Here is a 20,043-nt window from a genome sequence, read left to right as displayed (position 1 = left end):
ATTCGGGTCTACGCTAGGAGGCCAGATTGCAGATTGTCAACAATCTTAGCGAGGCTCGATGGCTCCAACGGTACGCATCGCGGTGGTCGTTCCCCATGACATGGTGCTCGACCACGAGCTGTGGCGGTGGGCTCCGGCCGACACCACCCTGCTCTTCAACCGGACGCCGTTCACGGATCGGCCGGTCACCCTCGAGATGGCCGAGGAGATCAGCGAGACCGCGCTCCTCGAGCAGGCCGTGCGCGATCTCGCCGCCGCCGAGCCGAACCTCTATGTCTATGCCTGCACGTCCGGCAGCTTCGTCCACGGCCGCCGCGGCGAACGCAGGCTGAGGGCAGCGATGCGCCGCGCCGGCGGTGCTCCCGCGGTCACCACCTCCGGCGCAGTGCTGGCTGCGCTGGCCGAGCACCGCGTCTCCCGGATCGCCGTCGCGACGCCCTACGACGTCACCCTCGCCGCCCGGTTCGCGAGCTTCTTCGCCGAGGCGGGCATCAGCGTGGTGAGCGCGGGCGATCTCGGGCTGAGCCACCACATCTGGGAGGTCCCCTACGAGACCACGCTCGAACTGGTGCGGGCCGCCGACAGCGACGCCGCCGAGGCGGTCGTGGTCTCGTGCACCAACCTGGCGACGTACGACATCATCGGCCGGCTCGAGGCCGAGCTCGGCAAGCCGGTGATCTCCGCCAACCAGGCGACCATGTGGGCCGCCCTCCGCATGGTCGGCCGGACGCCGCCCACTGCCGAGGACCTGTGGGGGCACGCCTCATGACCCGTCCTCCCGTCGTCGGTCTCCTCTACCCCGGTTATGCCGCCGAGGACGACTTCCCGGCCCTGGAGAACGTGCTCAGCGGGACAATCTGGCTCCCGCTCGTCCACACCTCCGTGGAGCGCGACGAGCACACCGTCGAGGCTCTCCTCGACACCGGCTCCCCCGCACGGCTCGCCGAGGGAGCCGACGCCATCGCGGTCCACTCCCCCGACTCGGTGGTCTGGGCCTGCACGTCCGGGAGCTTCGTGTTCGGCCCGGACGGTGCCGTAGACCAGGTCGCCGCGATCTCCGAGCGCGTCGGTGTGCCGGCGTCGTCGACGTCGATCGCCTTCTTGTCGGCGGCCCGCGCCCTCGGGCTGGAGAAGGTTGCGGTCGCCGCCTCCTACCCCGAGGATCTGGCCGAGCACTTCCGCTACTTCCTGGCGGCCGGCGGGCTCAAGGTGGTCTCCTTCGGAGCCAAGGGCATCTTCACCGCCGTCGACGTCGGCCGTCTCGGCCCCGAGGCCGTCATCGAGATGGCCCTCGCCGTCGACGTTCCCGAGGCGGAGGCCGTGCTCATCCCGGACACGGCGATGCACACCCTGACCTGCATCGATGCACTGGAGGAGGCACTGGGGAAGCCGGTGCTGACCGCCAACCAGGTGACCATCTGGGAGGGCCTGCGGCTTGCCGGCGCGTCTGGGCCCCTGCCCGGCCTGGGCACACTGTTCAGGTAACGTCCCGGCTTCACGTAACGACTTGGCCTCACCCGGCGCCACCCCGGCGCGTCCTGGCCCATGGGTCATCGAGGGCGCTAACGTGGCGGAAATTGTTGACAAGCCTACTGTCGACACTGCGGGTCAAAACGGTCCCCAGCCATCAATCACACCGAATAGGTGAGAAGAAATGTCAGGAACACCGTCCACTCCCTCCACCGAGGAACAGCCAGACAAATCGAAGCTCCGCAGAGCCATCACCGGCTCTGCGGTCGGCAATGCCACCGAGTGGTTCGACTACGGCGCCTACGCCTACGTCGCCACGGAGATGACCGACAACTTCTTCCCGGAGTACGGGTTCGTCGGCACCGCCTTGGTCTTTGCCATCTCATTCATCCTGCGGCCTCTCGGCGGCCTCTTCTGGGGTCCGATCGGTGACCGGATCGGTCGCCAGCGGGTGCTCGCCCTCACGATCGTGCTCATGGCGGGCGCGACGTTCTGCGTCGGTCTGCTCCCGACGTATCACGACATCGGCGTCTGGGCGGTCGTCCTCCTGGTCCTGCTGCGCGTGATCCAGGGCTTCTCGACCGGTGGCGAGTACGGCGGTGCGGCCACCTACATGGCCGAGACCGCGCCCGACAAGCGGCGCGGCTTCTACGGCAGCTTCCTCGAGTTCGGCACCATCGTCGGCTTCACCGCCGCGATCGCCGTCGTCTTCATCACCGAGACCATCATCGGTCCGGACGCGATGACCGAGTGGGGCTGGCGCATCCCGTTCCTGATCGGTGGTCCGATCGGCCTGGTCGGCCTCTACATCCGGACCAAGCTCGAGGAGACCCCCGTCTTCCAGGAGCTCGAGGCCGACGCTCACGTCGAAGGCGGTGCCGTCGCAGCCCTCAAGGACCTGCTGAGCCTCTTCTGGCGCCCGGTCCTCACCCTGATCGGCCTCGTCGCGGCGCTCAACATCGCCAACTACACGCTGTTGACCTACATGCCGACCTACCTCACCGAGACGGCCGGGTTCGACTCCGCCGACGCGGACCTGCTGGTGATCTTCGGTCAGGTCGCGATGCTGATCTTCATCCCGATCGCCGGAGCGCTCTCCGACAAGATCGGCCGCAAGCCGATGTGGGCCGGTTCGTTCATCGGCCTCATCGTCCTGGCGGTGCCGATGTTCCTGCTGATCAGCCAGGGGTTCTGGCCGGCGGTGCTCGGCTTCTCGGTCCTGGGGATCGTCTACGTCGCTCAGCTGGCCACGATCAGCGCGACGTTCCCGGCGATGTTCCCCTCGCAGGTGCGCTACGGCGGCATGGCGATCAGCTACAACATCTCGACGGCCGCCTTCGGTGGCACGGCGCTGTACGTCAACGACGCCCTGATCAAGGGCACCGGCAACAACCTGATGCCGGCGTTCTACATGATGGCCGCGTCGGTGGTCGGTCTCGTCGCACTGTTCTTCGTGGTCGAGACCGCGGGGAAGTCGATCCGCGGCACCGAGATCCCGGGCACCCCGGAGTCCGAGGCCGAGCTCGAAGAGCTCGACAAGACCGCGGAAGCGTGACCCGGACGAGCGGGCCGGGCGCGTACGACGTCCCGGCCCGCTCGTCGTTTGTCGGCCAACATGCAATGATTGTCGACAATCAAACACTTTCTGAGTAGCCACCGGAGACCAGGTTGACTGCGACATCGAGCTTCGAACCCGTGCACAGAGAGTCGACGGCCTCGGTCATCGCTCGCCAGCTGCGCACCGCGATCATGGAGCGCGCCCTGCAGCCCGGCGCCCAGCTGAGCGAGACCGCGCTCTCGGCGCAGTTCGGCGTCAGCCGGGGCCCGTTGCGCGAGGCGATGCAGCGGCTGGTCCAGGAGGGCCTCCTCCGCAGCGAGCCCAACCGCGGTCTCTTCGTGATCGAGCTCGACGAAGCCGACATTCGCGACGTCTACGTCGCCAGGGCGGCCATCGAGGGGGCCGCCGCGACGATGATCGCCCGGGCACGCGTCCCAGCCGCGCTGCGTGAGCTCCGCGCCGCGTGCGACGCGATGTCCGACTCGCTCCAGCTGGGCGACCCGGCGGCGCTGAGCGATGCCGACTTCCGCTTCCACGACGTGCTGGTGCAGTGCTCCGGGAGCCGCCGGCTCGCCCGCATGCACCAGACCCTCATCGTCGAGACCCGGATGTGCCTGACCGCGCTGGAGGGCACCTACCAGCAGCCGCTCGAGCTGGTCGAGGAACACAACCAGATCGTCGACGCCATCGAGTCCGGCGACGTGAAGCTCACCATCAAGCGCGTCGAGCAGCACATGGACGAGGCGCTCCGGCGCCTCATCCACGCCGAGGACGACGACCCGGGCTACGTCTAGCCTCGCGCCGCGGTCACATCGCGATCCCGACGTACTTGGTCTCGAGGAACTCCTCGATCCCGGTACGCCCGCCCTCCCGCCCCAGTCCCGAGGCCTTGACGCCGCCGAACGGCGCCGCGGGGTTGGACACCACACCCTGGTTGAGCCCGACCATGCCGGACTCGAGCGCCTCGGCGACCCGCAGCCCGCGGCGCAGGTCGTTGGTGAACACGTAGTTGACCAGGCCGTACTCGGTGTCGTTGACGGCCTCCACCACCTCGTCTTCGGTGTCGAACGGGGTCAGCGGAGCGACCGGCCCGAAGATCTCCTCGCGGCCCATCCGCGCCGAGGCGGCCACCCCGGTCAGCACGGTCGGCGGGTAGAAGTAACCCGGACCGTCAGGAGCCGTTCCCCCGGTCAGCACCCGCGCACCGCCGGCCACCGCATCGTCGACGAGGGTCTGCACCTTCTCCCGGGCAGCCTCGTCGATGAGGGGCCCGACGCGCACTCCGTCCTCGACGCCGCGGCCGACCGGCAGCTCGGCCATCGCCTTGGCGAGCCGCTCGCCGAACTCCTCGATCACCGAGCGCTGCACGAAGATCCGGTTGGCGGCCGTGCAGGCCTCCCCCGTGTTGCGCATCTTCGCGGCCATCGCGCCTGCGACCGCCTCGTCGATGTCGGCGTCCTCGAAGACGACGAAGCCGGCGTTGCCGCCCAGCTCCATGGAGGTGCGCAGCACCTTCTCCGCGCTCTGCGCGAGCAGCACCCGCCCGACCTCGGTGGAGCCGGTGAAGGAGAGCTTGCGGATCACGCCGGAGCGCAGCAGCGGCTCGGTCAGCTCGCCCGGGCGGCTGGTCGGGAGAATGTTGACGACGCCGTCGGGCACGCCCGCCTCGCGGAGGATCTCCCCGAGCGCCAGCATCGAGAGCGGGGTCTGCTCGGCGGGCTTGATGATGCTGGTGCAGCCGGCTGCGACCGCCGGCCCGATCTTGCGGGTACCCATCGCCATCGGGAAGTTCCACGGCGTGATCAGCAGCGCAGGGCCGACCGGCTGCTTGGCGATCAGGAACCGCCCGCCGCCGGCGGGTGCGGTCTGGTATCCGCCGTCGATCCGCACCGCCTCCTCGGCGAAGTGTCGGAAGAACTCGGCCGCGTAGGCGATCTCGCCCTTCGCCTCGGCCAGCGGCTTGCCCATCTCGAGCGTCATCAGCAGGGCCAGGTCGTCGACCCGCTCGTGCAGGAGGTCGTACGCGGCCATGAGCATGTCCGCACGGGCGCGCGGGGCCGTCGCGGCGAACGCCTTCTGCGCGGCAGCGGCGGCATCCAGCGCCCGTCGGCCGTCCTCCGGCGTCGCGTCGGCGACGGCGCAGAGTACCTCTCCGGTCGAGGGGTCGAGCACGTCGAAGGTCGTGCCGCCGCAGGCGTCCACCCACCGTCCGTCGACCAGGAGGCACTTCGGCACCTCGTCGACGACCCGCGTCTCGTCCGGTAGTCCGCCCATGCCGCATCAGCCTCCGTAGGTCAGAAGCCGGCTGTCCGGCTGACAGCCGTCCGACGCTGGCCTACTGTAGTAGCCAGTCGGATTGTCGACAATCAAACAAGGAGTCACGGTGGCCAAGCTCTCCCCCATCCTCAAGCAGGCAACTCCGGTCGTGGCGGCTCGCGGTGAAGGCGTCCAGCTCTTCGACGAGGACGACCGCCGCTATCTCGACTTCACCGCAGGCATCGGCGTGACCAGCACCGGTCACTGCCATCCGAAGATCGTGGAGGCCACCCAGCGACAGATCGCCGACCTGGTCCACGGGCAGTACACGACCGTCATGCACCGCCCGCTCCTCGACCTGGTCGAGCGGCTCGGTCCGGTCCTCCCCGAGGGCCTCGACAGCCTCTTCTTCGCCAACTCCGGGTCCGAAGCCGCGGAGGCGGCGATCCGGCTGGCCCGCCAGGCCACCGGCCGCCCCAACATCGTCGTCTTCCACGGCGGCTTCCACGGTCGCACCGTGGCGGCCGCCTCGATGACCACCTCCGGCACCAAGTTCCGGGCCGGCTTCAGCCCGATGATGGCCGGCGTCGTGGTCTCGCCGTTCCCCGACGCGCCCCACTTCGGCTGGCCGCAGGAGCAGGCGACGGAGTTCGCGCTGCGTCAGCTCGACTACACCCTGCAGACCCAGAGCGCCCCGGCCGACACCGCCGCGTTCCTCGTCGAGCCGGTCCTCGGCGAGGGCGGCTACGTCCCCGCCGACGCCGCCTTCCTCGACGGCCTGCGCGAGCGCGCCGACCAGCACGGCATCCTGCTGATCATCGACGAGGTCCAGACCGGGTTCGGCCGCACCGGCAGGTTCTGGGGACACGACCACTTCGGTGGCCGCCCCGACATCCTGATGACCGCCAAGGGGCTGGCCTCCGGCTTCCCGCTCTCCGCGATCGCGGCGAGCGAGGCGCTGATGGCCAAGGCCTGGCCGGGCTCCCAGGGCGGCACCTACGGCGCCAACGCCGTCGCCTGCGCGGCGGCCCTGGCCACCCTCGAGGTCATCGAGGAGGAGGGCCTGGTCGCGAACGCCGCCGAGCGCGGCGCCGAGCTCCGCTCCGCGCTGGAGCGGGTCGCGGAGAAGCACGACGCGATCACCGACGTACGCGGCCTCGGGCTCATGCTCGGCAACGAGTTCCGCACCCCCGACGGCACACCCGACGGCGCCACCGCCCTCGCCGCGCAGCAGGAGGCGGCCCGGCGCGGACTCCTCCTCCTCACCTGCGGCGCCTGGGGCCAGGTGGTGCGGTTCATCCCGGCGCTCGTGGTCGACTCGGCAGCGATCGACGAGGCCGCAGGCATCTGGGCCCAGTCCGTCGACGCCGTCCTAGGATGAGGAGGATGACGGACGATCTCGAGCGCCTGCTCCGCTGGGAGCGCTCCGGCGCGACCTGGGAGGCGATCTGGCCGCGATCGGGCCAGGTCACCATCGTGCTGCGCACCTGTGACAGCGGCGAGGAGGTCGACCGCTACACCTCGGCGGCCGAGGATCTCCTCGACTACGCGAAGGACCCGACCGGCACCGAGGAGTGATAACTGGTTGATCGCGGCCCGGCGGCTCTCGATGATGACCGGATGACCCTGACCGAGGTGTGGCCGATCTTCGGCCTGGTGATCCGGACCCCGCGGCTGGCGCTGCGTCTGCCGACCGACGCCGAGCTCGCACAGCTGGCGCAGGTCGCCGCCGACGGCGTCCACGAGCCGACGCAGCGACCGTTCCTGACCCCGTGGACCGAGCAGCCACCGCTGGAGCGGGCGCGTCACGTGATGCAGGGCGCGTGGGGAAGCCGCGGCGACTGGACACCGGACGACTGGAGCCTGGGCCTGACCGTCTTTCACGACGGCCGGCCGATCGGGGTCGTGTGGGTCTCGGCGACCGAGTTCGGCCGCCGACGGGAGGTGAGCACCACCTCCTGGCTCGGCCTCCCCCACCACCGTCACGGCTTCGGCACCGAGGCCCGGCTCGGGGCCCTGACTCTCGTCTTCGACCATCTCGGCGGCACCTACGCCACCTCCGAGGCCTTCCCCGACAACGCCGCCTCCGTCGGGGTCTCCAGCAGGCTCGGCTACGAGCCCGACGGCATCTCCCGCGACGTGCGCGACGGCGAGGTGCTGATCTCCCAGCGGCTCCGGCTGAGCCGTGACCGGTGGGAGCTCAACGACCGCAGCAGCGTCACGGTCAGCGGAGTCGAGCCCTGCCTGCCGCTGTTCGGTGTCTGACGAGTTCAGACCAGGAAGCAGAAGACCAGCACGGCCACGCACATGACGAGCGACCCCGAGGCGTTCAGAGCGAGGTTGCGCCCGATGTCGCGCGCCCGGATGTGTGCACAGACGGCGAGCACGAAGTAGACCACGAGGGCCGCGGTGGTGAGCGCCGCGACGTACGGCACCCACAGCCCCGCGAGCAGCCCGGCGGTGGCGGCGATCTTGACCCACGGCATCACCGGCCACAGCGCCCGCGGCAGCCCGACGTCGGTGAAGCACTTCGCGATGAAGTCGACCGGCTTGAAGCACATCACCGCGTCGCCGAGCTGCACGAGCGCCAGCAGCACGACCGGCCACCACGGCTCCGGAAGCTCACGGACGTACGCCGCCACGACCCCGCCGAGATCGTCCTGCCCCGCCGCGTACGTGCCGGTGACGACGAGCGTCGCCGACGCGAGCGTCAGTCCACCGATCGGCCGGCCGAGGCTCCGGTCGCCGACCCTCACGTGCGCCCCGATCGCGAGCACGAAGAAGGCCACGAGGCCCGAGGCCGCGACGATCCCGATCGCCGGCACCGTCAACCCGACCAGCAGGCCGAGGAAGCCCAGCACGTAGGACGTCCCGATGGGGAACCGCAACCACTCCAACGGCACCGACAGCCGTTGAGCCTCGGTCACGGGCATCCGGTGTCCGGTCAGGTTGAGCACCGCCGCGAAGAGGGCGGCGGAGGCGGTGAGGAAGGTCAGCGTGAAGTAGATGGCCGTCATGGTCATTCAGACACCGGAGCGTCGGTCGTTGTGACGCCCGATGGCGAAATCGGCTACCTGCTCAGCAGACCCGCGACCGCACCCAGCCCGGCGAGCCCGGCGTCCCGAGCCTTCAGGAGAGCTCCGTTCTCCACCTGACCGAGCGCCCCGACGAGCCGCGAGGCCCGCACCAGCCGCTGGGTCGCGGGCCGGCGGATGCGGTCGTACGCCACCAGCGCATCGGCGATGCGTGCATGACCGTCGAGCTGCGCGGCGAGGACGGCCGCGTCCTCGATCGCGGCGCACGCACCCTGGCCGAGGTTGGGGGTGGTGGCGTGAGCGGCGTCTCCCAGGAGCACCACGCGGCCGTGGTCGAATCTCTTCAGCGGCAGCCGCAGATCGCTGATGTCGCCGCGGATGACGGCGCTCGGCGGGGTGGCCGCGAGAAGCTGCGGGATCGGGTCGTGCCAGTCGCCGACCAGCGCGGTCACGTCGGCGTGATGGTCTCCGCCGACCTCGCCGGCTGGTCGGTTGGCACTGACGAACCAGTAGGTGCGGCCGTCGACGAGCGGGGCCCAGCCGAAGCGCAGACCGCTCCCCCAGGTCTCTCCACCCGTGGTCGACGCCTCGCCCGGCACCGGCTCCGCGGTCACGCCGCGATAGGCGGTGTAGCCGGCGTAACGTACGTCGTCGCGCTGGTGGAGCTCGTGCCTGATCGTGCTGCGGATCCCGTCGGCGGCGACCACCAGGTCGGCGGGCTCGCCAGGAAGAGTGTCGAGGTCGGCCAGGCCGCCGACTTTCACGCCGGTGCGCACCTCGACGCCGTCGCGCGCCACCAGCGCGTCCACGAGCGCCTCGTGGAGCCGGGCCCGATGGACCATCACCGGGATCCGATCGGCGGCCCCCGGCCCCACCTTCGCCAGCCAGCGGCCGTCGGGCCTGCGCAGGCCTGCCTGGATCGCCGGCCGGACGCCGTCCGCGAGACGGTCGGCGACCCCAAGGTCACCCAGGATCCGCCACGCCCGCGGCCAGATCGAGATGCCGGCGCCCACCTCGCCGAGCTCCGGAGCCCGCTCGAGGACCGTCACCCGCCACCCTGTTCGTGAGAGCGCGAGCGCTGCGGTTAGTCCGCCGATCCCCGCTCCGACCACCAGCGCACGTCGGCTGCTCGAGGATTCGCTCACGCTCTGCAACCTAGCCGACGGACCAACTCGTGCGGACGAATCCTTGCGCTCCTCGAGCGTCCTTCGATAACGATTTACATCCACCCCCTCCGTACTTCAAGGTGTGTCTCGTGAACCAGCCGCCCTCCCCCGCCCCGTCCCTCCGCCACCGCTCCCACGAGATGACGCTGACGCTGCTTCGCCCCGACGGCAGCCCGTGCGCCGATACCGACGTCGTCGTCGAGCAGACCCGCCACGCCTTCGCCTTCGGCAACATCGGCTTCGACTTCATCGGCCTGGCCAACGCCGACACCGCGCAGTCCCCCGGCGCCGTCTTCGGCGGTGCCGACGTGGAGGCCGCCGAACGACTGGTCGACCTGTGGCTGGGCGTGTTCAACACGGCGACGCTGCCGTTCTACTGGTCCGGGTTCGAGCCCGAGCCGGGCGAGCCCGAGACCGAACGCCTGCTCAACGCCGCCCGTTGGTTCCGCGACCGCGGCGTGGCCCTCAAGGGACATCCGCTGGCCTGGCACACGCTCTCCCCTGCCTGGCTGCTCGACACGCCCACCGACGAGGTCGAGAAGGTCCTCCGCGACCGGATCCGCCGCGAGGTCACCGGCTTCAGCGGCCTGGTCGACACCTGGGACGCGATCAACGAGCTGGTGATCATGCCGGTCTTCGACAACGAGGAGCGCCAGAACGCCATCACCCGGCTGTGCCGGCAGCTCGGCCGCGTCCCGATGGCACGCCTGGCCTTCGAGGAGGCGCGGGCGGCGGATCCCGGCGTACGTCTCGTCCTCAACGACTTCGACATGTCCGCGGACTACGAGCGCCTCGTCGAGGGCGTCCTCGAGGCGGGGATCGAGGTCGACGCGATCGGTCTGCAGAGCCACATGCACCAGGGCTACTGGGGCGAGGAGCGGACCCTGGAGGTGCTCGAGCGGTTCGCCCGCTTCGGCCTCCCGCTCCACCTCAGCGAGACGACGCTCCTCTCCGGCGACCTCATGCCGCCCGAGATCGAGGACCTCAACGACCACCAGGTGCCCAGCTGGCCCTCGACCCCGGAGGGCGAGGAGCGGCAGGCCGACGAGGTCGTACGCCACTACCGCACCCTGCTCTCGCACCCGTCGGTCGAGGCGATCACCTACTGGGGCATCACCGACCTCGGCTCCTGGCTCGGCGCGCCGGCGGGCCTGGTGAGGGCCGACGGCACACCGAAGCCGGCCTACAACGAGCTCCACCGCCTGGTGAAGCAGGAGTGGTGGGTGGAGCCGACTCGGTTGCGCACCGACGCACGGGGTCAGGTGACGGTGAGCGGGTGGGCCGGCGACTACCGGGTCGGCGTCGATGATGCGACGGCGGCCTTCGAGATCGCCCCGGAGATCTCGGAGGCCACCGTGACCGTCGCCCGCTGAGACCTACCGCCTCGGCGTCCAGGCGGCGTCCGGGATCCCGCCCCGCGGCAGGGTGAAGCTGAACCCCTGGGCCAGCTTCTCCGGAAGCACCGTCTCGACCGCGGCGATGGTGTTCTCCCGGTTGCCGCCGCCGTCGTGGGCCAGAGCCACCGCACCGGGCTGGATCGCCCCACGCAGGTTGTTGGTCAGCGTGGTCTCGGAGAGGTCGTTGCCGTCCCAGTCGAAGATCACGTTGCCCAGACCGAGCGGCTGCATGCCGAGCGAGGCCGCGACCTCGCCGGTGCTCCCCCAGCTGCCGTTCGGCGCCCGGAAGTAGGGCACCTTCTGGGCCGGGTTCCCGACGGCCTCGCGGATGATCGCCAGGTTGGCCACGAGGTCCTGCTCGACGTCGGCGGGCGACCAGGAGCCCATGTCGGCGTAGGAGGTCGAGTGGTTGCACAGCGTGTGCCCCTCCTCGACGATCCGGCGCAGGATCTCCGCGCCACCGGATGCGTTGATGTTCTCGCCGATGACGCAGAAGACCGCGGCCACCCCGTGGGCGGCCAGGATGTCGAGCAGCCGCTCGGTCTCGCCCGGGTTGGGCCCGTCGTCGAAGGTCATGGCGACCACGTTGCCGGTGCCCCGGGCCTGGTCGACCGGCGTCGACGTCGGGTTCACGGCGCCGCCGGGGATGAAGTCGGACCCGGGGTCGGACTTTCCTCTGCTGCTGTCCGCTGTCATGACATCGCCTCCCGCATCGGTTCCGACGGCCGGCGACGCCGCTCCGGCGACGATCGCTCCCACCGCTCCTGCCGCCACCAGGGCGGCTCTGATCCGCTTCGCGAACCCAGCCCGGGAATCCACCGTGATCTCCTTCGATCGGTCCACGGCGGCGTGCGATCAGCCGCCCTTGGAAAACGTTATCGAAAACCATCGGGGCAGGCTGCGTGCCTGTCAAGGCCCTGGTTCCGGAGGATCTGAGTACGCACGCTCATGCGCCCTGCCAGCCGTCCGGGCGACGATGGACCCATGAAGCTCCTCGTACGCCTCGTCGCGATCCTCGGCGGCGGCCTCCTCTACTCCTTCGTGATGACCACCTTCTTCCCCACCGAGGACGCCGACATCGGCGCCGGCCTGATCTACTTCGGGCTGCTGATCGCCGTCTCGGGCCTGTGGGGCATGTGGGACGGCTCGCGCGCGGAGCGCCTGCCGCCGGTCTTCGTACGCTGGGCGGTGGTCGCCGTCGTGGTCGGGCTCAGCGCTCCGATCGAGATCTGGGCCAAGGAGGGCCGTGACTTCGGCGTGCTGTGGGACGACCTGGCCTTCCTGAGCCCGTTCGTCGCCGGCCTCGTCCTGGCCCCGGCAGCAGTGGGGATCGGCATCGGCTACGCCATCGGCGGCCGAAGCGCTTCGCCTCTAGGCTCTCCTCACCAGCACCCGACCCCAGAAGGAGACCGATGACCACGTTCCGCGAGGCGATCGAGGCCAAGGACATGGATGCCGTCGAGGCGATGCTCGCCGAGGACGTCGTGTTCACCAGCCCGGTCGCGTTCAAGCCCTACCCCGGCCGGGCGATCACCGCGGCCATCCTCCGGGGCGTGGTGAAGGTGTTCGAGGACTTCACCTACGTACGCGAGATCCACGACGGCGCCCACCACGCCTACGAGTTCACCGCGAAGGTCGACGGCCTCGAGCTCAACGGCTGCGACTTCCTCACCTACGACGAGGACGGCAAGATCGTCGACTTCAAGGTGATGGTCCGTCCGCTGCGTGCTGCCGAGGCCCTCGCAGCCGCGATGGGCGCCCAGTTCGAGGAGATCAAGGCTGCAGCCCGCGGCGATGTGTGACAGATCACACTGACCACGTGTCAGGAATCGGGGCGCTGTCTCGCTCATCTCTCGCAAGCACAGGAGAGAAGGAGCATCGCCATGAACGAACCCACCAGGCACCGCATCGTCGTGCTCGGGGCCGGCTACGCCGGAGCGTACGCAGCGGGGACCCTCGCCCGCCGGCTCTCGGCCGAGGACGTCGAGATCACCGTGGTCAACGCCGAGCCCGACTTCGTCCAGCGCCTCCGGCTGCACCAGCTGGCCGCCGGCCAGGACGTGGCAGCGCCGCAGCTGACTGACGTCTTCGCCGGGACGGGCATCGGCCTCCGTCTGGCACGGGTCACCGACATCGATCCGAACCGCAGGATCGTCGGCTTCGCCGACTCCGACGGGGGCCGCGAGATCGACTACGACACGCTCGTCTACGCGCTCGGGAGCAGCGGGGCCGCACAGGTCCCCGGTGCCGCGGAGCACGCCTTCGACATCGCCAGCCGAGCTTCGGCCCTGCGGCTGCGCCGCCGGCTCGCAAGCCTCAGCGCGGGCGGTCCCGGCGGTGAGGTCGTCGTGGTCGGCGACGGCCTCACCGGCATCGAGACAGCCGCGGAGATCGCCGAGTCCCGGCCGGACCTGACGGTGACCCTGGTGGCCCGCGGCGAGCTCGGCGCCCGGCTCTCTGTGGGCGCACGCCGCCACCTGCGCCGGACCTACGACCGGCTGGGCGTCACCGTCGTCGAGCACACGCAGGTCGAGTCGGTCGAGGCGACTCGAGTCCTGTGCGCGGACGGCACCGTGCTGGCCGCGGACGCCACCGTGTGGACCGCAGGGTTCGCGGTCCCCCCGATCGCCGCCGCCAGCGGTCTCGAGGTCACCGGATCGGGTCAGATCGTCGTCGACCGGAGGATGCGGTCGACCTCGCACCCCGACGTGTACGCCATCGGCGACAGCGCCCACGCGATCGGCGACAACGGCAGGCCGCTGCCGATGTCCTGCGCGTCGGCGGGCTTCACCGGCCGCCAGGCCGTCGAAGCGATCGTCGGCGAGCTCACCGGACGTAGAATCCCGACCACGAAGCTCGTCTACCCCGGCAACCACATCAGCCTGGGTAGGAAGGACGGGATCCTGCAGATGGTCGACGACGAGGGCCGCGCGACCGCCAAGCACGTGACCGGCCGCAGGGCCGTACGCTTCAAGGCGGCCGTCCTGCGGGTCTCGCTGTGGGCGACCTCGCACCCGACCTTCGGTCTGCCGCGCCGCCGCCATCGTCTGGTCGCTCGTCCGGCATCCGTCGCAGCGCAGGTCGCGGCGTGAGCCACCTCGCCGACCGCCTCGACGGAGAGCGCTTCGAGGCCAGCCGCGACCGGCTGGCCTCGTTGGCGTACCGTCTGCTGGGGTCGGCGTCGGAGGCGGAGGACACCGTCCAGGACGCGTACCTGCGGTGGCAGGGCGCCGACCGGCGGCTGATCGAGGTGCCCGAGGCATGGCTGACGAAGGTGGTCACCAACCTCAGTCTCGATCGGCTGCGCTCGGCACGGATGCGCAACGAACGCGCCAGCGCCTGGTTGCCCGAGCCCGTTCTCGACGGCGACCCGATGCTGGGACCTGCCGAGACGGTCGAGCAGCGCGAGATGGTCTCGCTGGCGGTGCTCACCGTGATGGAGCGGCTCTCCCCCGTCGAGCGTGGCGTCTACGTCCTGCGCGAGGCGTTCTCCTACACCCATGCCGAGATCGCCGAGATCCTCGAGATCAGCGAGGCCGCCAGTCAGCAGCACCTGCACCGCGCACGCCGCCACGTCGCGGCCGGGCGCCGTCGTGACGCCGCCGAGGTCGATCCCGCCTCGGCCCGGAGAACCGTCGAGGAGTTCCTCCGGGCGGCCACGTCGGGCGAGATCGATCGTCTGGTCGCGTTGCTCACCGACGACGCCACCGCCGTCTCGGACGGTGCCGGGATCGGCGCGCGGGTCCTGCGCTACGACGACCCCCGCAAGATCGCGGCGATCGCCCGCGCGGGCTTCCGGCCATCGCCCGCGAAGCGTCGTCTGGCTGGCGGTACGCCCTCGATCCACTACGCCCTGGTCAACGGGGCACCCGCGATCGTGGCCGTGGTCGGCGACCACGTGGTCGGCGTCGTCGGCTTCGACATCGTCGGCGGCCGGATCGCGACCGTCCGCGGGGTCGCCTCGGCGCAGCGGCTGGGGCGGCTCGGGACCGCGTGGGCGGAGCACGACCCCGGGTCACCGATCATCGCCGAATGGTGACCCTTCGTCAGCGGACGAGACCCTCCTCGCTCAGCCACTCCCAGGCGACCTCGGACGCGTCTCGGCCGTCGACGTCGACCTTGGCGTTGAGACTGGCGATCACCTCGTTGGTGAGCTTCTCGGTGACCGGCGCGAAGAGCTTCTCGATCTCGGGGTGCTCCTCGAGCGTCTGCTGGCGCACGACCAGCGAGGCGTTGTACTTCGGGAAGAAGCTGCGGTCGTCCTCGAGGGCGGTCAGGTCGAGGGCCTTGATGCGGCCGTCGGTCGTGAAGACCTCGCCGAACGTGCACTGCCCCTTCGCGGTCGCGTCGTATATCGCGCCGGTCTGCAGCGTACGCAGGTTCTTCCGTGGGATCCCGCCGGGCTCGTCGAGCGGCAGACCGTAGGTCTCGAGCATGCCCTTGAGCCCGTCGGGGCGGTTGGTGAACTCCGACTCGACGCAGTAGGTGCGCTCAGCCGCCGGCACCTTGTTCATCTCCGAGAGCTTGGTGATCTTGTACTTCTTCGCGCTCTCGGCGCTGATCGCCATCGTGTAGGTGTCGTTCATCGGCGTGGGCGGCAGCCAGACGAGGTCGTTCTGCTCGAGGTCGGCGTCGCGCGTCGCGACGTACTGCTTCTTCTCGTCGGGGATCGGCTCGGCCTCGTTGAGATAGGTCAGCCAGGCGGTGCCGGTGTACTCCCAGGTGAGCTCGACCTGGCCGTCGAGCTGCGCCTCGCGGGAGGCTGCGCTGCCGGGGATGTTGGTGAGGTCCTGGACGTCGGCGCCGGCCGACTTGAGCAGGATCACCGTCATCTTGCCGAGCAGGATGTTCTCGGTGAAGTTCTTCGAGCCGACCGAGAGGCTGCCACCGCTCAGGTCGATCCCCTCGACGGGTCCGGCCAGCGTGCCGCTCTTCGTGAAGCCGCCTGCGGTGCCCAGACCGATGCTGCACCCGGACAGCGCGAGCGCGACGCCGGCGCTGATGGTCGCGAGAGCGAGTCGTTTCGTACGCATCAGATCCCCTTCGGTCGGAGGACGACCTCGAGCACACGGCCGACCCACTCGATCAGCAGGGCGAGCAGGGCGATCAGCAGCGCCGCGGAGACCATGACCGGGAAGCGGAAGAGGTTGATCCCCGAGGTCAGTGCGCCGCCGAGGCCGCCGGCACCGATGAAGGTGACCAGGGCGGCGGTGCCGACGACGAGCACGAGCGCGGTGCGGATGCCGGCCATGATCACGGGCAGCGCGAGCGGCAGCTCGACCCGCAGCAGGACCTCCGGTCCGGACATCCCGATGCCCCGGCCGGCCTCGACCAACGTCGGATCGACGCCCTGCAACCCGGTGATGGTGTTGCGCAGCACCGGCAGCAGCCCGTAGACCACCAGCCCGAGCACGGCCGTCCAGAAGCCGAAGCCCAGCCAGATGGCCAGCAGCACGATCAGGCCGATCGAGGGCGCCGCCTGGCCGGCGTTGGCGACGGCCACGACGGCGGGCGCGATCGCTCTGGCCCGTCCGCGGGTCAGCAGGATCCCCAGCGGCACCGCGATGACGACCACGATGACCGAGGAGACGAGGGTGATCACGACGTGGTCGCGCAGCTGCTCCCAGATCGCGCCCCAGGCCAGCGTCGACTCCTCGATCGGGTCGAGGTCGGCGGTCTGGCGCCAGGTCACGAAGCCGATGAACAGCACGGCGACCACGATCGGCAGCACGAACAGCATCGCCGCGCTCTCGCCGCCGGGGAGCTGCAGCCGGGAGCGGCGTACCTCCTCGCCGGTGTCGGCCGGCGGCGCCTCGAGGGTGGTCACGGCTCGGCCCGCCCGGTGTCCGCGGCGACTTCCTCGGCGGCCGCCTTCTCGACCGTGCGCATGTGGTCGGTGACGCTCTCGAAGTCCGCGACTCCGAGGTATTGGTCGCGTCTACCGCAGACGATCGCTCCGCCGTAGCTCGAGGCCAGCATGACGTCGAGGGCGTCGTTGAGGGTCGCCCGCTCGTCGAGGGTCACCAGCTTCTCGCGGTCGCCGTCGAGGACGGTGTCGCGGCGGGCGACCTCGCGCAGGAAGCGCCACGCGACCGGCCTGCGCCGGGAGTCGAGGATCACCAGGCTGCCGTCACCGGCGGCCTCCGCACGCGCGATCGCCTCCCGGCTCGGCTCACCGACGGTGGCCGTGGTGGGGTGACGCAGCTCGATCTCGGAGACCCGCGACAGCGTCAGCTGCTTCAGCGCGGACCCCGAGCCGACGAAGTCGTCCACGAAGTCGTTGGCGGGCGCGGCCAGGATCATCTCGGGGGTGTCGTACTGTGCGATGCGGCCACCCTCCTGGAGGATCAGCACCCGGTCGCCGAGCTTGATCGCCTCGTCGATGTCGTGGGTGACCATCACGATCGTCTTGTGGAGCTCACGCTGGATGCCGAGCAGCTCGTCCTGGAGCCGCTGCCGGGTGATCGGGTCGACGGCGCCGAACGGCTCGTCCATCAAGATCACCGGCGGGTCGGCGGCGAGGCCGCGGGCCACGCCGACGCGCTGCTGCTGGCCGCCGGAGAGCTCCCGGGGGTAGCGGTCGCGGTAGCGGTCGGGCTCGAGGCCGACCAGGTCGAGGAGCTCATCGACCCGCTCGGCGATGCGTGCCTTGTCCCAGCCCAGCAGCTTCGGCACGATCTCGATGTTGGTGGCGACCGTCATGTGCGGGAAGAGCGAGCCGCCCTGGATGACGTAGCCGATGTGTCGCCGCAGCTCGTCGGCGCCGCGCTTCGAGATGTCCTCACCGCCGAGCCGGATGGTGCCGGAGGTCGGCCTGATCAGCCGGTTGATCATCTTCAGCGAGGTGGTCTTGCCGCAGCCCGAGGGGCCGACGAAGATCACCATCTCGCCGGCGGGCACGGTCAGGCTCAGCGAGTCGACGGCGGCCATCTTCTGGCCGGGGTAGCGCTTGACCACCTCGTCCAGCTCGATCTCGATACCGCTGACGTCGTCAGCACCGTGGGTAGGCGTGGTGGTCATCAGACTCGGATTCCCTTCGAGGTTGTCAGGCGCCCGACGAGCACGAGCAGCAGGTCGAGGAGCAGCGCCAGGACGACGACGCCGAGAGTCCCGACCAGGGCGTAGTTGAGGGCGTTCTTGCCACCGATCTGGGCAAGGCCGCTGAAGATGTAGCTGCCGAGACCGGGGCCGAGGACGTACGCAGCGATCGCCGCGATGCCCATCGACATCTGCAGCGAGACCCGGATGCCGGCGAGGATCACCGGCCAGGCGAGAGGGAGGCGTACCCGGGCCATGACCGCCGCCTCTCCCATACCCATCCCCCGCGCCGACTCGATCAGCACCGGCTCGACCCCTTGGAGGCCGACCACGGCGTTGCGCAGGATCGGCAGCGTCGCGTAGAAGCAGACGCAGATGAAGGCGGTGGTGCTGCCGATGCCGGTGGCCGGCATCAAGAGCCCGACCAGGGCGAAGCCCGGGATGGTGAGGCCGATCGCGCTGAGCATGTTGGCCACGCTGTCCAGCCGCGGGACCTTGGTGACGAGCATCGCGAGCAGGATCGCGATGACGGTCGCGGCGGCGACCGCGAGCACGACCAGGTAGGCGTGCTGGAACCCGTCGTAGAGGATCTGCTGATGTCGTTCGACGATGAAGTCCCACACGTCTCTCAGACAACCACACCCTCACCTCGATGTCGTTGATGCATCACCGAACTGTGACCTTTTGCCTTGGCGAACGGAGGCAAACGGACGCCACTTGCCTCGAGTCAGCAGGTGGTGACCACGTCGAACCGACCGCCGGACGACTCCTGCAACCTCGTCACGGTGGCGTCGCCCTGACCCATGTAGTCCTCCGAGACGTTCGCGTAGAACGGATTGAAGGGGTCGCTGCCGAAGGAGTGCGCACGCCCCGCCGCCTCGTGCTCCGCGTTGGTCGCGGCGCCGCAGTAGAGGCCCGGCTCGGTCGGCGGGTCCGTGGGCTCCTCGGTCGGCGGGTCGGTCGGGTCGGTCGGGTCGGTGCTCCGATCCACCCGGCGGTTGTTGTCGAAGAAGAAGTCCGTGACGTACGCCGGGTAGTCGATCGAGTTCGTGGTGACGTACGCAGCCCCGGGGCCGCCGCCGGCAGGCCAGTTGTGTCCCATCCCGGTGTTCTGGATCAGCGAGACCCGCGGGCCGCTGCCGTCGGACCAGAGCGTCCCGGAGCCGGCGGTGTTGTTGCCCGCCAGGCCGGACAGGGAGAAGTCCGACTGCGACCCGGCACCGTAGATCCCGGCCATGACCTGCGCGTTCAGGGTGTTGTAGCCGGGCGCGACGGTGGTGTCGTTCGAGCCGTAGATCACCGAGGTGAGCTGGCTGTCGAATCCCGCGGACGCGGAGCCGGCGAAGGTGCGGCAGGTGCTGGTCGCCTGCGACTGCGTGACCGCCACCGACCCGATCTGCGCCGCGGTGGTGCCGACCGTCGGGCCGGCGTTGATCCCGATCCCGGCGAACACGTCGGGAGCCAGGCAGCCCATCACCATCGTCTCGCCGCCACCCGAGGAGAGCCCGGAGAGGTAGACCTGGTCGGGGTCGATGTCCAGCGCGGGGTCGGCGAGCAGGTCATCGACCAGCTGGAGGAGGTTGTCGTCGTGGCGTCCCGGCGACGTCCGGGAGTGGTTGCTGTCGTAGTAGTCCCAGCAGCCGAGCAGCACGCCACCGTTCGGCGCCGCGGGCACGGCGACCACCATGCCCCGCGCCTCCGCGGTCGCTGCCCAGTTGCCGCCGTCGCGCAGGTTGGCCGAGGTCTGGACGCAGCCGTGCAGACTGACCATCAGCGCCCGTCCCGCTCCGAGCGTGGGAGCGGTGCTCGGGACGTACAGCTGCGTCGTCATCCCGCCCGCCGTCCGCGCCGACCACGACCCTGACGCCGCTGCCGGAGCCTGACCCGACGGCGCCACCGCGACCGCGGCTCCGCCCGCCAGCACCAGCGCGAGGCCCGCGAGCACGGCCCCCGCCCGACGCCTGCTCCACACGGTTGAGATCCGAGACCCGAGACGCATGAGGTTCCTCCTGAGCGAGACCGCCCGCCGCCTGCCGACGGGTAGACCGAACCTAGGAGTGCCGCCCCCGCACGTCTATGTCCGCCGGGGCCACAATCCGGCGCCCGGATGTATCGGCCGGGTC

21 protein-coding genes are annotated in these 20,043 nt (G+C 70.2%); 12 read left to right on the top strand and 9 right to left on the bottom strand.

Annotated elements, in window-relative coordinates; all coding sequences use genetic code 11:
• The first annotated feature begins 58 nt into the window (after positions 1-58).
• The 4 genes from IEY81_RS20740 to IEY81_RS20725 all read left to right on the top strand — a co-directional run bounded on the left by IEY81_RS20740 (position 59) and on the right by IEY81_RS20725 (position 3,822).
• Positions 59-769, top strand: a complete 711-nt coding sequence (locus IEY81_RS20740) for a maleate cis-trans isomerase family protein (protein WP_189120394.1) — start codon at positions 59-61, stop codon at positions 767-769.
• Positions 766-1,485, top strand: coding sequence for a maleate cis-trans isomerase family protein (locus IEY81_RS20735; RefSeq protein WP_189120393.1), 720 nt, complete (start codon positions 766-768; stop codon positions 1,483-1,485). The genes IEY81_RS20740 and IEY81_RS20735 overlap by 4 nt, the downstream gene beginning before the upstream one ends.
• A gap of 169 nt (positions 1,486-1,654) precedes the next feature.
• Positions 1,655-3,025: an MFS transporter gene (locus IEY81_RS20730; RefSeq protein ID WP_189120392.1), complete on the top strand. Its 1,371-nt coding sequence runs from the start codon at positions 1,655-1,657 to the stop codon at positions 3,023-3,025.
• Positions 3,026-3,165: 140 nt separating this feature from the next.
• Positions 3,166-3,822, top strand: coding sequence for a GntR family transcriptional regulator (locus tag IEY81_RS20725; RefSeq protein ID WP_189120391.1), 657 nt, complete (start codon positions 3,166-3,168; stop codon positions 3,820-3,822).
• A gap of 13 nt (positions 3,823-3,835) precedes the next feature.
• Here the strand turns inward: IEY81_RS20725 and IEY81_RS20720 are convergent, their stop codons facing one another.
• Positions 3,836-5,302 (bottom strand): NAD-dependent succinate-semialdehyde dehydrogenase, encoded by a 1,467-nt coding sequence (locus IEY81_RS20720; RefSeq protein WP_189120390.1) that lies wholly within the window; start codon positions 5,300-5,302, stop codon positions 3,836-3,838.
• A 109-nt stretch (positions 5,303-5,411) separates the two neighbouring features.
• Between IEY81_RS20720 and IEY81_RS20715 the strand changes: the two genes are divergently transcribed.
• Genes IEY81_RS20715 through IEY81_RS20705 form a run of 3 tightly spaced genes read left to right on the top strand, consistent with a single transcriptional unit; the run spans position 5,412 to position 7,549 of the window.
• Positions 5,412-6,665: an aspartate aminotransferase family protein gene (locus tag IEY81_RS20715; protein ID WP_189120389.1), complete on the top strand. Its 1,254-nt coding sequence runs from the start codon at positions 5,412-5,414 to the stop codon at positions 6,663-6,665.
• Between the two features lie 5 nt (positions 6,666-6,670).
• On the top strand, positions 6,671-6,862 hold the full coding sequence (locus IEY81_RS20710; RefSeq protein ID WP_189120388.1) for a hypothetical protein: 192 nt from the start codon (positions 6,671-6,673) through the stop codon (positions 6,860-6,862).
• Between the two features lie 42 nt (positions 6,863-6,904).
• Positions 6,905-7,549 carry a GNAT family N-acetyltransferase gene (locus IEY81_RS20705; RefSeq protein ID WP_189120387.1) on the top strand — a complete coding sequence of 215 codons (645 nt, stop codon included), beginning with the start codon at positions 6,905-6,907 and terminating at the stop codon, positions 7,547-7,549.
• A gap of 5 nt (positions 7,550-7,554) precedes the next feature.
• Here IEY81_RS20705 and IEY81_RS20700 read toward each other — a convergent pair whose 3' ends face one another.
• Positions 7,555-8,307: a DoxX family protein gene (locus tag IEY81_RS20700; RefSeq protein ID WP_189120386.1), complete on the bottom strand. Its 753-nt coding sequence runs from the start codon at positions 8,305-8,307 to the stop codon at positions 7,555-7,557.
• A gap of 47 nt (positions 8,308-8,354) precedes the next feature.
• A complete protein-coding gene (locus IEY81_RS20695) occupies positions 8,355-9,464 on the bottom strand; it encodes an FAD-dependent oxidoreductase (RefSeq protein WP_189120385.1) in 1,110 nt (369 codons plus the stop codon).
• Positions 9,465-9,574: 110 nt separating this feature from the next.
• On the opposite strand from IEY81_RS20695, the gene IEY81_RS20690 reads away from it, so the two are divergent.
• Positions 9,575-10,858 carry an endo-1,4-beta-xylanase gene (locus IEY81_RS20690; RefSeq protein ID WP_229788037.1) on the top strand — a complete coding sequence of 428 codons (1,284 nt, stop codon included), beginning with the start codon at positions 9,575-9,577 and terminating at the stop codon, positions 10,856-10,858.
• 3 nt (positions 10,859-10,861) lie between these two features.
• Here the strand turns inward: IEY81_RS20690 and IEY81_RS20685 are convergent, their stop codons facing one another.
• Positions 10,862-11,578 (bottom strand): polysaccharide deacetylase family protein, encoded by a 717-nt coding sequence (locus tag IEY81_RS20685; protein ID WP_189120384.1) that lies wholly within the window; start codon positions 11,576-11,578, stop codon positions 10,862-10,864.
• 288 nt (positions 11,579-11,866) lie between these two features.
• Here IEY81_RS20685 and IEY81_RS20680 point away from each other — a divergent pair, with 288 nt between their 5' ends.
• From IEY81_RS20680 to IEY81_RS20665, 4 genes are all read left to right on the top strand, one after another.
• On the top strand, positions 11,867-12,298 hold the full coding sequence (locus IEY81_RS20680) for a hypothetical protein (RefSeq protein WP_189120383.1): 432 nt from the start codon (positions 11,867-11,869) through the stop codon (positions 12,296-12,298).
• Positions 12,295-12,684, top strand: a complete 390-nt coding sequence (locus IEY81_RS20675) for a nuclear transport factor 2 family protein (RefSeq protein ID WP_189120382.1) — start codon at positions 12,295-12,297, stop codon at positions 12,682-12,684. Before IEY81_RS20680 ends, IEY81_RS20675 begins: the two co-directional genes overlap by 4 nt.
• Positions 12,685-12,765: 81 nt before the next feature.
• Entirely contained in the window at positions 12,766-13,974 is a 1,209-nt protein-coding gene (locus tag IEY81_RS20670) for an NAD(P)/FAD-dependent oxidoreductase (RefSeq protein WP_189120381.1), read from the top strand.
• A complete protein-coding gene (locus IEY81_RS20665) occupies positions 13,971-14,921 on the top strand; it encodes a sigma-70 family RNA polymerase sigma factor (protein ID WP_189120380.1) in 951 nt (316 codons plus the stop codon). The genes IEY81_RS20670 and IEY81_RS20665 overlap by 4 nt, the downstream gene beginning before the upstream one ends.
• Before the next feature lie 7 nt (positions 14,922-14,928).
• Here the strand turns inward: IEY81_RS20665 and IEY81_RS20660 are convergent, their stop codons facing one another.
• From IEY81_RS20660 to IEY81_RS20640, 5 genes are all read right to left on the bottom strand, one after another.
• The gene (locus tag IEY81_RS20660; RefSeq protein ID WP_189120379.1) at positions 14,929-15,915 is read right to left on the bottom strand and encodes a glycine betaine ABC transporter substrate-binding protein; all 987 of its coding nucleotides are present in this window, start codon (positions 15,913-15,915) and stop codon (positions 14,929-14,931) included.
• Positions 15,915-16,709: an ABC transporter permease gene (locus IEY81_RS20655; protein WP_229788036.1), complete on the bottom strand. Its 795-nt coding sequence runs from the start codon at positions 16,707-16,709 to the stop codon at positions 15,915-15,917. The genes IEY81_RS20660 and IEY81_RS20655 overlap by 1 nt, the downstream gene beginning before the upstream one ends.
• A complete protein-coding gene (locus IEY81_RS20650) occupies positions 16,706-17,902 on the bottom strand; it encodes an ABC transporter ATP-binding protein (protein WP_189120378.1) in 1,197 nt (398 codons plus the stop codon). Before IEY81_RS20650 ends, IEY81_RS20655 begins: the two co-directional genes overlap by 4 nt.
• A complete protein-coding gene (locus IEY81_RS20645; protein ID WP_189120377.1) occupies positions 17,902-18,543 on the bottom strand; it encodes an ABC transporter permease in 642 nt (213 codons plus the stop codon). Before IEY81_RS20645 ends, IEY81_RS20650 begins: the two co-directional genes overlap by 1 nt.
• Positions 18,544-18,647: 104 nt before the next feature.
• Entirely contained in the window at positions 18,648-19,892 is a 1,245-nt protein-coding gene (locus tag IEY81_RS20640; protein WP_229788035.1) for an extracellular catalytic domain type 1 short-chain-length polyhydroxyalkanoate depolymerase, read from the bottom strand.
• Positions 19,893-20,043: the final 151 nt, after the last annotated feature.

The sequence above is a fragment of the Nocardioides luteus genome (genome assembly GCF_014648595.1).
GTDB lineage: Bacteria > Actinomycetota > Actinomycetes > Propionibacteriales > Nocardioidaceae > Nocardioides > Nocardioides luteus.
This window is presented reverse-complemented; position numbering and strand designations above follow the sequence as displayed.